A 12,249-nucleotide genomic window follows, 5' to 3' on the forward strand; every position below is an offset into this window, starting at 1 on the left:
TGCTTACCTGCCCTGGTTCGATGACGCCGCTTTGAGCTTGCCCTGCAAATGCTCGGCCGCCTGTTCGATGCGCTTCAGTCCTTCCCGTGCCTCTTCGACGGTGAGGATGAGCGGCGGCAGGAGACGGATGACGTTGTCGCCGGCGGGAACGCCCAGCACATGCTCCTCGCGCATCGCCATCAGCAGGTCGGTGTTGGGCACCGTGGCCTTGATGCCGAGCATAAGCCCCTCGCCGCGGATCTCCTCGATGATATCGGGATAACGGTCCTTGAGCGAGGCGAGCCCCTGGCGGAAGACCAATGCCACGTCGCGGACGTGTTCCAGGAAGCCATCCGCCAAAACGACGTCGAGCACGGCATTGCCGACGGCCATGGCAAGCGGATTGCCGCCATAGGTCGAGCCGTGGGTGCCGGCCTTCATGCCGGACGCGGCCTCTTCGGTGGCGAGGCAGGCGCCGAGCGGGAAACCGCCGCCGATACCCTTGGCAACCGCCATGATGTCGGGTGTGATGCCGGCCCATTCGTGGGCGAACAGCTTGCCGGTCCGGCCGACGCCGCACTGCACCTCGTCCAGCACGAGCAAGAGGCCGTTGTCGTCGCAGATCTGGCGGAGCGCCCGGAGGAACTCGTTCGACGCGGTGCGCAAGCCGCCCTCGCCCTGCACCGGCTCGATCAGGATCGCGGCCGTTTCCTCGGTGATCGCGGCCTTCACCGCGTCGAGATCGCCGAACGGCACCTGGTCGAAGCCGGGCGCCTTGGGACCGAAGCCTTCCAGGTATTTTTCCTGGCCGCCCGCGGCGATCGTCGCGATGGTGCGTCCGTGGAAGGCGCCTTCGAAGGTGATGATGTGGAAGCGCTCGGGATGGCCCTTGACGAACTGATAGCGGCGCGCCGTCTTGATGGCGCATTCCAGCGCTTCGGCGCCCGAATTGGTGAAGAAGACGCGATCGGCAAACGTCGCCTCGGTCAACCGGCGACCGAGCGTCTCCTGACCGGGGACATCATAGAGGTTGGACAGGTGCCAGACCTTGCCGGCCTGGGTGGTCAACGCCTCGATCAGATGCGGATGGGCATGGCCGAGCGAATTGACCGCGACCCCGGCGGCGAAATCGAGATAGCGATCGCCATCCTCGGTATAAAGCCACACCCCCTCGCCTCGCTCGAACCGCAAGGGCGCGCGCATATAGGTCTGATAGAGAGGCGAGGCTTCGGCCATGGTTAAAACACTCCTTCGGGAGGGCTTGACGGGACTAAGGACGCTTCTTGACTTCCGGCGAACAGCGCCTTTCAGAAATCAAAAATGCCGCCTTGCGGCGGCGGGGGCACTATCGACATTTCGGCCTTGCCTGTCAACGAAACAGCGCGCCGCGCCTGAATTTTCGGCCCGCCGCGAACCCTGCCGAGCGTTTCGTGCGCAACCCGCGGCGGCGACGCGCCAGGGTAGCAAGTTGGGGAAAACCTCAAAATCGATTCGCGATGATTCGCCCGACTCTTGTCACGGAGTCAGCCCGGCACTAGGTTAATACTCAATAAAGAAACTGCATGCGGCGGAACCAGTCACCGACAGTATCGAGGCGAGTTTGTTTCGGATAGCTCCGAAGCAACGGTGAGCGATTCTGCCATCACATATCGCGAGCGGCGGAGAGATAACGGCATGAATTGGACGGATGAGCGCGTCGAGAGACTGAAGCGGCTTTGGGCGGAAGGCTTGAGCGCGAGCCAGATCGCGGCACAATTGGGCGGCGTCAGCCGCAATGCCGTGATCGGCAAGGTGCACCGGCTGAACCTGCCCGGCCGCGCCAAGGCCGGCGGCAGCACGACGGCTTCGCGGGCGGCCAAGCGTCCGGCGCCGGCGCCGCGCCCGGCAAATTATCCGTCTCGCGTCACCACCCGCACGGTTGCGCGGGCGGCGGGATCGAACATGCTCAAGGAAGAGATCGACATCGACGGCGACGAGACGATCGAGATCCGTCCGGTCGGCAATGTGGTTCTGCCGATTTCGCGCAAACTGGTGCTGACCGAGCTGACCGAGCGCACCTGCAAATGGCCGATCGGCGACCCGATGAAGGACGACTTCCACTTCTGCGGCTGCGAATCCGCCGATACGTCGCCCTATTGCAGCTACCACGCCAAGCTCGCCTACCAGCCCGTCGGCGAACGCCGCAAGGCGGCAAACGCGGCAGCCCGCTGAGCGCAGCCGGGCGAAACAGCCACCGAAACGCAAAACGGGCCCCACGGGCCCGTTTTCTGTTTTACGCCAGGAGCGATCTGCCCGTCAGGCTTCCATCGAATAGCCTGCACCGCGCACGGTGCGGATGACGTCCTGCAGATTGGAAAAGTTCAGCGCCTTGCGCAGGCGACCGACATGCACGTCGACGGTGCGTTCGTCGACATAGATGTCATGGCCCCAGACGCCGTCCAGCAATTGCGAGCGCGAGAAAACGCGACCGGGCGAGGCCATCAGGAATTCCAGCAACCGGAATTCCGTCGGGCCAAGGCGCACTTCGCGGCTCTTGCGGTGAACGCGATGGGTTTCGCGGTCGAGCTCGATATCGCCGCACCGCAACACGCTCGACAGGACTTCCGGCCGGGCACGGCGCAGCATGGCCTTCACGCGCGCCATCAGCTCGGGCGTCGAGAACGGTTTGACGACATAGTCGTCGGCACCGGTGGCAAGCCCCCGGACCCGTTCACTTTCCTCGCCGCGCGCGGTCAGCATGATGATCGGCAGGCGTTCTGTCTCGGGCCGCATGCGCAGCCGGCGGCAGAGTTCGATACCGGAGACGCCCGGCAGCATCCAGTCGAGGATCAACAGGTCGGGCACGCGTTCCTGCAGGCGGAGCTCCGCCTCGTCACCCCGCAGGATCGTTTCGACCTCGTAGCCCTCCGCCTCGAGATTGTAGCGGAGCAGCACGCTGAGGGCTTCTTCGTCCTCGACGACAGCGATTTTGGGCAGCATGTGGGGCGACAACCTCTCGTATGCGGCGGGGATTATTCGGTGACGGCGCCGAAAGAGGACGTCATATCATCCTTCGGCCGCTCGCCCTCGGGCTGGGCGCCCGTGGTCATGTAATAGATGGTCTCGGCGATGTTGGTCGCGTGATCGCCGATGCGCTCGATGTTCTTGGCGCAGAACAGCAGATGCGTGCAGCTTGTGATATTGCGCGGATCCTCCATCATGTAGGTCAACAGCTCGCGGAACAGCGAGGTGTACATGGCGTCGATTTCCTCGTCGCGATCGCGGATCGACTTGGCCTTTTCGGCGGACCGGGTGTTGTAGACGTCGAGCACTTCCTTGAGCTGGATCATCGCCAGTTCGCTGAGGTGCTCGAGACCGCGGGCCAGCTTGCGCGGCACGCCGGTTGCCTGCACGGCCATGACGCGCTTGGCATTGCTCTTGCCGAGGTCACCGACGCGTTCCAGGTCGTTGGCGATGCGCAACGCGCCGATGATCTCGCGAAGGTCGGCGGCGACCGGCTGGCGGCGCGCGATCGTGATGATCGCCTTGTCGCCGATTTCGCGCTCGGCGGCATCCATGATGACGTCGTCGGAGATGACCTTCTGCGCCAGGGCGGCGTCGGAATTGACCAGGGCGCGAACGCTGTCGCCGACCATCTGCTCCGCCAGGCCGCCCATCTCGGTGATGCGGCGCATCAGGTATTTCAGTTCCTCGTCATAGGCCGTGTAGATATGCGATGGCGACATGTTCGTTGTCCTCGAAATTGATATCCGGTCTCAGGCAGGCGCCGGATCAGCCGAAACGGCCCATGATGTAGTCCTGGGTGCGCTGATCGTCCGGATTGGTGAACATCTTGTCCGTGTCGTTCTCCTCGACCAGCAGACCGAGATGGAACATCGCGGTCCGCTGCGACACGCGGGCTGCCTGCTGCATCGAGTGGGTGACGATGACGATGGTGAAGTTGGTCCGCAATTCGTGGATCAGTTCCTCGACCTTGGCGGTGGCGATCGGGTCGAGCGCCGAACAGGGCTCGTCCATCAGGATGACTTCCGGGCTGACGGCAATGGCACGGGCGATGCACAGGCGCTGCTGCTGGCCGCCGGACAGACCGGTGCCCGATTCCTGCAGGCGGTCCTTCGCCTCGTTCCACAGCCCTGCCTTCTGGAGGCTGCTCTCCACGATCTGGTCGAGGTCGGCCTTGCTGCGGGCCAGACCGTGGATGCGCGGTCCGTAGGCGATGTTCTCGTAGATCGACTTGGGGAACGGATTGGGCTTCTGGAAAACCATGCCGACGCGGGCACGCAGTTCGACCACATCGATGGACGGATCGTAGATATCCAGGCCATCGAGCGTGATCTTTCCGGTGACCCGGCAACCGTCGATCGTGTCGTTCATGCGATTGAGGCAGCGCAGGAAAGTCGACTTGCCGCAACCGGAAGGACCGATCAGGGCCGTCACCGTGTTCTTGCGAACATTCAGATTGACGTCGAAAAGGGCGCGCTTCTCGCCGTAATACACCGACACGTCCTGGCCGATCATCTTGTGGTCAACTTCGGTCATTTTCTGTTCCAGTGCCTTCTCAACAGCTGCGTCGGTCAATACATTCATCTCTCTCGGCTCCCGCTACCAGCGTCGTTCGAAGCGGCGACGTAGAACAACCGCAATGATATTCATGGCCAGAAGGAATACCAGCAGGACGATGATCGCACCCGACGCGCGTTCGATAAAGGCCGGGTCGCCCCTCTGGGTCCAGTTGTAGACCTGCACCGGCAGCGCCGACGCGGGATCGAAGAAGCCTTCCGGCGGTCCGGCCGGAAACTCGCGGACGAAGGCCACCATGCCGATCAAAAGCAACGGGGCCGTCTCGCCAAGCGCTCGGGCCAGGCCGATGATCGTTCCCGTCATGATGCCGGGCATGGCCAGCGGCAGGACGTGGTGAAAAGTGGCTTGCATCTTCGACGCGCCGACGCCAAGGGCGGCGTCGCGGATCGACGGCGGGACCGCCTTGAGCGACGCGCGCGTGGCGATGATGATCGTCGGCAGCGTCATCAGCGTCAAGACCAGGCCGCCGACGATCGGCGCCGACTGCGGCAACCCGACGAAGTTGATCAGGACCGCAAGGCCGAGAATGCCGAAGACGATCGAGGGCACGGCAGCCAGATTGGCGATATTCACCTCGATCAGATCGGTAAAGCGGTTCTGCGGCGCAAACTCCTCCAGATAGATCGAGGCAGCGACGCCGAGCGGCAAAGAGAGCACAAGCACGATCAGCATCATGTAGGCGGAGCCGATGATGGCGACGCCGAGGCCCGCGGCTTCCGGACGCGTGTCGGAGGCATCCGGGGCAGTGAAGAAGCCCCAGTTGAACTTGGTCGTCAGGATGCCTGCTTCGCGCAGCTTGTCCGCCAGCATCAACTGTTCGGGAGAGACGTTGCGGTCGAGCTGTGCGCTCGCCATGCTCACGCGCCCCTTGTAGTAACCGTCGATACGCCCACCGGCGAGCAGGTCGAAGCGGACGGTCTGCCCGATGACCGAGGGATCGGCGAGAACATATTTGCGCAGGTCCGCCGGCGCTTCCTTGGAGACCATTTCGGCAGCCGACTTGGCGTTCAATCCGTGGACGGCAACGCCCTTCGCAGCCATGGCGTCGACGAGGGCCTTTTCGATCAGCGGCGCGTAACCGAAAGTCGAGATCTTGGCGATGGCATCCGGATTGCGGGTGCCGTCCTTGTCCAGCCTTGCCGGATCAAGAAAGATATCCAGGCTGATGTAGGTCTGGCGAAAGGCTGACAAGCCACCCGTGAAGATCGACGTCATCAGGACGACCAGGGCAAGAACACCGATCGCCACCGCCACCACGCCGAGCTGGCGAAAACGCCGCTCGGAGGCATTACGGCGCTCGATTCTTGCACGGTCTATCAGCGCCGGCTTTCCAAGCGTATCTGCCGTGAAATCGGTCATTCGTACTGCTCCCGGTATTTGCGGACAATGTAAAGGGCCAGCACGTTCAGCCCAAGCGTCAGGACGAAGAGGGTAAGGCCAAGGGCAAACGCGACCAGGGTCTCGGGACTGGCGAACTCGGTGTCGCCCGTGAGCTGGCTGACGATCTTGACGGTCACCGTCGTCATGGCCTCGAAAGGATTGAGCGAGAGCTTGGCGGAGGCGCCCGCGCCGAGCACCACGATCATCGTCTCGCCGATGGCACGGCTTGCCGCGAGCAGGATGGCGCCGACGATGCCGGGCAGAGCGGCTGGCAGAACGACCTGCTTGATCGTCTCCGACTTCGTCGCGCCGAGCGCGTAGGCACCGTCGCGAAGCGCCTGCGGGACGGCATTGATGATGTCGTCGGACAAGGAACTGACGAAGGGGATGATCATGATGCCCATCACGATACCCGCCGTCAGCACAGATGACGAAGAGGTTCCCACGCCCAAAGGCTGAGCGACCCAGTCTCGCAGGAACGGCCCCAGAGTGACGAGCGCAAACAGGCCGTACACGATCGTCGGGATGCCTGCGAGAACCTCGATCGCCGGCTTGACCACGCTGCGCGCTGTCGGACCGGCGTATTCGGCGAGATAGATGGCGATCATCAGGCCGAGCGGTACGGCAACGATGAGCGCCACCATCGAGATGTAGAAGGTGCCCCAAAGCAGGGGAAGAATGCCCAGTTCGGAGCCGCCGCGGAACTGGGGGTTCCAGACGGTCGAGAAGAAGAATTCGCTCGCCGGATAGATCTTGAAGAAGGAATAGGTCTCGAACACCAGCGAGGCGACGATGCCGATCGTCGTCAGGATCGCAACTGTCGATGCCGCGATCAACAACGACTTGACGAAGCTCTCGCTGATGGCGCGCGCGCGCAGATCCGGGGCAATGCGGCGGTAGGACCAGAAAGCCAGGCCAGCCGAAAGCGCAAGCACGAGGACGGCCATTGCGGCATTGCCGGTTGCGGAACCGAGACGATAGACCTTGGCTGCCTCGAACACTTCGTTTGGTACTTCGCTGCCCAGCGCCACGCCGACTTCGGCCAGAAGACTACGGACATTGGTCTGGTCCGCACGCATGGCGGAAAGCTGGCTCTCGTCGAGCTTGCCGCGCGCCAGCACGGCATCAAGGCCATCGGCGATGCGACGCACATCGGCCATCACGAGGCTGCGCGCACCACCGTCCGGAATTGCGCTGTCAGGAATCATGCCGCTGACGCGGCCCTCAATGATCGCAGGCTGCACGAACAACCAGACGACAAGCACGACGAGGGAAGGAATGGCCGCGAACAAGGCGACGGTCTGGCCATAGTAGCCGGGAAGGGAATGGAGCTTCTTGCCGGTCGACGCAGAAAGCGACAGCGCACGACGCTGGCCGATGACGTAGCCGAGGGCAGCAAACACCGCAACGACCAGGATAATGATGCCAACGCTCATATCGCCCGCAACCTCCGGAAAAAGAAAAAACCGGCGGCGCGATCATCGCGCCGCCGGGCAGTCGTATGGATTAGTTCAGCGGGCCCATCGGGGTGCGAGCCTTGACGGCCGCCTGGGTCTTGGCAAGTTCCGGATCCGATACGAGGCCGTAAGCGGCCAGCGGGCCGTTCGGGCCGGCCATTTCGTCCGAAACGAAGAACTCGACATATTCCTGCAGGCCCGGGATTACGTCGAGGTGGGCGTTCTTGACGTAGAAGTAGAGCGGACGCGAAACCGGATATTCGCCGGAAGCGATCGACTCGACCGACGGAACGACGCCGCCCATGGTGCCGACGCGCAGCTTGTCGGTGTTGTTCTGGTAGAACGACAGACCGAAGACGCCGATGCCATTCTTGTTGGCGTCAACGCGGGCGAGAGTCTCGGTGTAGTCGCCGTCGATGTCGACAGCGACGCCATCGGTGCGCAGCTGCATGCAGGCCTTGTCGACCTTTTCAGCGCCGGCAGCCTTATGGGCTTCCGCCGTGCCGTTTTCTTCGCAACCAGCGATGAGAACCTTCTCGTCGAAGACTTCGCGCGTGCCGTGCTTGGTGCCGGGGATGAAAGCGAGGATCGGCTGAGCCGGCAGGTCGGCGCGGATTTCATTCCAGGCCTTGTACGGGTTGTCGATCAGCTTGCCATCCTTGACGACCTTGGCAGCCAGAGCGGAATGCCAGTCAGCGGGGGTGAAGGCGTATTCCGGGCCATTGATGTCGGAAGCGAAGACGATGCCGTCATAGCCGATCCGGACTTCCTGGATTTCCTTGACGCCGTTGGCTGCGCAGGTGTCGATGTCCGACTGCTTGATGCGCGAGGAAGAGTTGGCGATGTCGATGGTGTTCTCGCCCACGCCTTCGCACAGCTTCTTGCGGCCGGCGCCCGAACCGCCGGATTCAACGACCGGGGTGCCGAAGTCGGTGTTTTCGCCGAAAGCTTCTGCAACGATCGAAGCATAGGGCAAAACGGTGGAGGAGCCAGCGATCTGGATCTGGTCACGAGCGACAGCGGCGCCGGCAAAGGCGACCGAGGCAACAAGGGCTGCTGCCGAAAGTTTCAAAACGTTCATCTAGAATTCTCCCGTTATTGGGCTGGTGGGTCGATGCGACCATGTTCAGCGGCGTCCGCCGAAGATCAGCACGCAGTTCTTAGCGGCCGTTCCCCCAAGTTTTTATGTCAGTTCCGTGAAACATTTATGACAATCTATCTCATTGATTTTACATTGTCATATTACGATTTCAACACAAGCGGCCGGGTTTTATGTCAAAAACGCACGGCAAACTCCGTTCCCTGGCCGATTTCCGACTTCACGACGAGCCGGGCGCGGTGGCGCGTCAGGATGTGCTTGACGATGGCCAGCCCCAGGCCTGTGCCTTTCTTCGAGCGACTGTCGGTCACGCTGACCCGGTAGAAACGCTCCGTCAAGCGCGGAACATGCTCCGCCGGGATGCCCGGACCATGGTCGACGACGCTGACCTCGACGGGGGACCCCGCCGGATTTCGCACATAGACGTCGACCACCTTGCCCTCCTGGCCATACTTGCAGGCATTCTCGATCAGGTTTTCGAACACCTGGACGAGTTCGTCGCGGTCGCCGAGCACCTCGACCTTTCCCTCCGGGACGTGCAGGCGGATCTCGACGTCCAGGTCCGAGGCGAGCGGTGCCAGGCTGTCGCGCACATGCCCGATGACCGGCACGAGATCGACCTTCTGGTCGGGCGCGATATGGGCCTTCAATTCCAGCCGCGACAGGGACAACAGGTCATCGACCAGGCGGCTCATGCGATTGGCCTGTTCCAGCATGATGGCGAGAAAGCGTTCCTGCGCCTTGGGGTCGCCGCGAGCGGGACCCTGCATGGTCTCGATGAAACCGCGCAGCGAAGCAAGCGGCGTGCGCAGTTCATGGCTGGCATTGGCGACGAAGTCGCTGCGCATACGGTCGATGCGGCGCAGTTCGGAGATATCCTTGAACGACAGAAGGAACAGGTCTTCGCTTGCGCCCTCGATGCGAAGCGGCGAGGACCGCACGATATAGACACGCTCGGAGGGCAGCCGTTCGGAATGCTCGATCTGGTTCGGTTCGTCGGTGGCGATCGTCTCGCGCACCATGTCGAGAACGCTCGGCGAGCGGAAACGCGCGGAAATATGGAGGCCGGGCTCGAGCGCGCCAAACGCCTTCTCCGCCGCGCGGTTCTGCTCCCGCAGCATCCCATCGCGGCCGAGGACGAAAACCGGCAGGTCGATCGCGCCGATAACGGCGGAGATGACCAGTCCGGAGGCATCGCCCTTGTCCGCCGTCTCGGCAGAACCGGCGCTCGCAGCCGGCAGCGCTTTGGGCGCCTCCTCGCGCTCGCGCAGCACGATCGCCAGGAGCGAAAGGGCGAAGAGGATAGCGGCGAAGACCAGTTCAGCGCCCGCAAGATAGGCCGCGACGGAAACGAGCGCCGCCACGACCAGATAAGCCCAGCCGGAGGCGATGCGGCCCATCACAAGTCTCCAGCCAAAGGAATTTCCGGTCAAGAAGCGTCCCGCCCTGTTGGTTCGTATCTCATCGTCAAACTGTCCTAATAGCGCCGATTCATGACAGATGTTTGCGGGCCGCGCCATCGCCGCCCCCCGTTTTCCCCCGCCGAGGCGCTGGCGGCGAATATCAGCAAGGGCTTGAATCGGCGCACCAAATATGGCCTGACTAGTCACGGCCCGGCGCCGGCCGCGGCAATCGGGAGAGACATCATGGACAATGAACAGCAAAGCCGCGCCGTCGAACTGAAGATCGACGGCGAGACGCGCATCTTCGACATCGACGACCCTGATCTGCCGAAATGGATCGACGACAAATCGCTTGCCTCGGACAATTTCCCTTACGACAAAAAGATGGAAGAGGACGAATACGAGGATCAACTCGAGGACGTGCAGATCGAACTGGTCAAACTTCAGTTCTGGCTGCAGCGCACGGGCCGGCGTTTCATGGCGCTGTTCGAAGGGCGCGACGCCGCCGGCAAGGGCGGCACCATCAAGAACATCCTGATGTACATGAATCCGCGCTCCGCCCGCGCGGTGGCCCTGTCGAAACCGACGGAGACGGAACGCGGGCAATGGTATTTCCAGCGCTATGTCAGCCATTTCCCGACGGCGGGAGAGTTCGTGCTGTTCGACCGCTCCTGGTACAATCGCGCCGTTGTCGAACCCGTCAACGGCTTCTGCACCACGGAACAGTATGAGAAGTTCCTTGAGGAAACACCGCGCTTCGAGAGCCTGATCGAGCAGGAAGGCATTCACTTCTGCAAGTTCTGGCTGAATATCGGCCAGGAGATGCAGATCGAACGCTTTCACGACCGACGGCATGATCCGTTGAAGATCTGGAAGCTTTCCCCCATCGACATCGTCGCGCTCGGCAAATGGGACGACTACACCGAAAAGCGCGACCGCATGCTGAAGGAAACCCATACGAAACACGCGCCGTGGACGATCGTCAGGGCTAATGACAAGCGCCGGGCGAGGCTCAATGTCATCCGCCACATCCTGCATTCCATGGACTATGACGGAAAGGACCACGGCAAGGTCGGCAAGCTGGATGAAAAGATCATCGGGTCCGGACCGGACTTCCTCAACGGGAAGCGGAAGTGAGCGGCAAGCCGCTCACTCGCCCGGCAGGATGCGCACCGAATAGAGCCGAACGCCGCGGCCTGCGCCGGACAGATCGCCGTTCAGCAGCAGCCGCCCCGGCGTGCCGGGCGCCATGGCGCGCTCGAAGGAGACACGGAACAGGACGTCCGACCTTTCCGGATTGACGGTGAAGCGATGGCGCGCGCAATCCCCGAGACGGCCGAACTCGCAGGTGACCGAGATCTGCACCGGCTTGTCGTCGGCCGACTGCAGCGTCAGCGCGATGGTCGAGGTCCGGCCGGCCATTTCCCGCAACACCTCGGCGGGAACGGTTATCTCGACGCTGCCGTCGGCATCGGCGCTGCGCGACACGATCTGGATGGCCGTGCCGTCGCTCGCCGCCACGACATCGACCAGGGCATTGCCGCGCGGGCGGATGGCGGAAATCTGCTTGGGCTCGAAAACCTCGATCCAGCTTTCGGAGAACCCGCTTTGGGCGTCCAGCGTGCGCGGCGCGGCAGTGCTCTCCGGGGTCGGCTGCGTCGCAGTGTCGGCTCCGGTGAAATCCTCGTCCTCGGCACGCGGCGGCGGATTGGGAACGCTTGTGTCACGCTCGGACGCGGACAGCATTATGCCAGACGTATAGATCCACCACGCGCCCATGCCGAGGGTGGAAACGACGATAGACAGGATGAAGAGGCGCGAGAAGAGACCGCGCCGCGGCTTGCGTTGACGCATGGGTGGCTCGGCGCGCACATCGAGCACATGGTCGACCTGTTCGCCTAAGGCCTGCCCGGCCGGCTGGCCGGCATCCGGCTCTGTCCGCTGGCCGCGCGTCGCCGTCAGCCCCTCGTCGGTCTCGGCCGGACGCGGGGAGGCACGGGACGTATCCCCAACCGGCGGCACGGCCTCGTGTGGCTGGGCAAGGGGCGGGGCAACTGGCGCGACCGCCGACGAGGCGGGCGTCGCGGCAACGGCCGGACGCGTCGGCGCCTCTGCCGGGCCGACGGCATGGTCGAGCCGGCCGCGCTCTTCCTGCTCGATCGCGTGGATCAGCATTTCGAGCCGGTGGCGCTGCTGGGCGATCGTTTCGGGATCATTGATGTTCTGCTTGCGCAACCCGCTTTCCAGCGCCTGGCGCGCCGACTGGTAGATACGGGCGCGGGTCTCCGCATTGGTGCGATCCGAGCGCTCGAGAGCGTTTCTGATTGCCGTTTCCAAACCGTTCAAGGGC

11 protein-coding genes are annotated in these 12,249 nt (G+C 63.1%); 2 read left to right on the plus strand and 9 right to left on the minus strand.

Translation table 11 applies throughout. From position 1 onward, the window contains the following. Window positions 1–3: 3 nt before the first annotated feature. On the minus strand, window positions 4–1,215 hold the full coding sequence (locus RHIZ70P_RS01250) for an aspartate aminotransferase family protein (protein ID WP_115668561.1): 1,212 nt from the start codon (window positions 1,213–1,215) through the stop codon (window positions 4–6). Window positions 1,216–1,653: 438 nt separating this feature from the next. On the opposite strand from RHIZ70P_RS01250, the gene RHIZ70P_RS01260 reads away from it, so the two are divergent. Continuing rightward, a complete protein-coding gene (locus RHIZ70P_RS01260; protein WP_115668562.1) occupies window positions 1,654–2,190 on the plus strand; it encodes a GcrA family cell cycle regulator in 537 nt (178 codons plus the stop codon). Window positions 2,191–2,274: 84 nt separating this feature from the next. Here RHIZ70P_RS01260 and phoB read toward each other — a convergent pair whose 3' ends face one another. The 7 genes from phoB to phoR form a co-directional block, all read right to left on the minus strand. After that, window positions 2,275–2,958, minus strand: coding sequence for a phosphate regulon transcriptional regulator PhoB (phoB, locus tag RHIZ70P_RS01265; protein WP_115668563.1), 684 nt, complete (start codon window positions 2,956–2,958; stop codon window positions 2,275–2,277). A 32-nt stretch (window positions 2,959–2,990) separates the two neighbouring features. Further along, complete coding sequence (gene phoU / locus RHIZ70P_RS01270; protein ID WP_115668564.1) at window positions 2,991–3,704, minus strand: phosphate signaling complex protein PhoU; 714 nt, start codon at window positions 3,702–3,704, stop codon at window positions 2,991–2,993. 46 nt (window positions 3,705–3,750) lie between these two features. After that, window positions 3,751–4,566 carry a phosphate ABC transporter ATP-binding protein PstB gene (gene pstB, locus RHIZ70P_RS01275; RefSeq protein WP_115668565.1) on the minus strand — a complete coding sequence of 272 codons (816 nt, stop codon included), beginning with the start codon at window positions 4,564–4,566 and terminating at the stop codon, window positions 3,751–3,753. 15 nt (window positions 4,567–4,581) lie between these two features. Continuing rightward, window positions 4,582–5,919: a phosphate ABC transporter permease PstA gene (gene pstA, locus RHIZ70P_RS01280; protein WP_115668566.1), complete on the minus strand. Its 1,338-nt coding sequence runs from the start codon at window positions 5,917–5,919 to the stop codon at window positions 4,582–4,584. After that, a complete protein-coding gene (gene pstC, locus RHIZ70P_RS01285; RefSeq protein ID WP_115668567.1) occupies window positions 5,916–7,376 on the minus strand; it encodes a phosphate ABC transporter permease subunit PstC in 1,461 nt (486 codons plus the stop codon). Before pstC ends, pstA begins: the two co-directional genes overlap by 4 nt. A 70-nt stretch (window positions 7,377–7,446) precedes the next feature. Next, window positions 7,447–8,478: a substrate-binding domain-containing protein gene (locus tag RHIZ70P_RS01290; RefSeq protein WP_115668568.1), complete on the minus strand. Its 1,032-nt coding sequence runs from the start codon at window positions 8,476–8,478 to the stop codon at window positions 7,447–7,449. Window positions 8,479–8,672: 194 nt separating this feature from the next. Then, window positions 8,673–9,896 (minus strand): phosphate regulon sensor histidine kinase PhoR, encoded by a 1,224-nt coding sequence (phoR, locus tag RHIZ70P_RS01295; RefSeq protein WP_115668569.1) that lies wholly within the window; start codon window positions 9,894–9,896, stop codon window positions 8,673–8,675. A gap of 246 nt (window positions 9,897–10,142) precedes the next feature. On the opposite strand from phoR, the gene ppk2 reads away from it, so the two are divergent. Further along, window positions 10,143–11,036 carry a polyphosphate kinase 2 gene (gene ppk2 / locus RHIZ70P_RS01300; RefSeq protein WP_115668570.1) on the plus strand — a complete coding sequence of 298 codons (894 nt, stop codon included), beginning with the start codon at window positions 10,143–10,145 and terminating at the stop codon, window positions 11,034–11,036. A gap of 12 nt (window positions 11,037–11,048) precedes the next feature. Here the strand turns inward: ppk2 and RHIZ70P_RS01305 are convergent, their stop codons facing one another. Then, entirely contained in the window at window positions 11,049–12,245 is a 1,197-nt protein-coding gene (locus RHIZ70P_RS01305) for a hypothetical protein (RefSeq protein ID WP_115668571.1), read from the minus strand. Window positions 12,246–12,249 lie beyond the last annotated feature (4 nt).

This window comes from Paenirhizobium selenitireducens ATCC BAA-1503 (assembly GCF_900492185.1).
Classification (GTDB): Bacteria; Pseudomonadota; Alphaproteobacteria; order Rhizobiales; family Rhizobiaceae; genus Allorhizobium; species Allorhizobium selenitireducens_A.

What these genes read in the sequence shown, in the direction of transcription:
- RHIZ70P_RS01290 (WP_115668568.1), bottom strand. Translation starts at nt 8,478, where the DNA reads ATGAACGTTTTGAAACTTTCGGCAGCAGCCCTTGTTGCCTCGGTCGCC.
- pstA (WP_115668566.1), bottom strand. Translation starts at nt 5,919, where the DNA reads ATGACCGATTTCACGGCAGATACGCTTGGAAAGCCGGCGCTGATAGAC.
- pstC (WP_115668567.1), bottom strand. Translation starts at nt 7,376, where the DNA reads ATGAGCGTTGGCATCATTATCCTGGTCGTTGCGGTGTTTGCTGCCCTC.
- phoU (WP_115668564.1), bottom strand. Translation starts at nt 3,704, where the DNA reads ATGTCGCCATCGCATATCTACACGGCCTATGACGAGGAACTGAAATAC.
- pstB (WP_115668565.1), bottom strand. Translation starts at nt 4,566, where the DNA reads ATGAATGTATTGACCGACGCAGCTGTTGAGAAGGCACTGGAACAGAAA.
- phoB (WP_115668563.1), bottom strand. Translation starts at nt 2,958, where the DNA reads ATGCTGCCCAAAATCGCTGTCGTCGAGGACGAAGAAGCCCTCAGCGTG.
- ppk2 (WP_115668570.1), top strand. Translation starts at nt 10,143, where the DNA reads ATGGACAATGAACAGCAAAGCCGCGCCGTCGAACTGAAGATCGACGGC.
- RHIZ70P_RS01260 (WP_115668562.1), top strand. Translation starts at nt 1,654, where the DNA reads ATGAATTGGACGGATGAGCGCGTCGAGAGACTGAAGCGGCTTTGGGCG.
- RHIZ70P_RS01250 (WP_115668561.1), bottom strand. Translation starts at nt 1,215, where the DNA reads ATGGCCGAAGCCTCGCCTCTCTATCAGACCTATATGCGCGCGCCCTTG.
- phoR (WP_115668569.1), bottom strand. Translation starts at nt 9,896, where the DNA reads ATGGGCCGCATCGCCTCCGGCTGGGCTTATCTGGTCGTGGCGGCGCTC.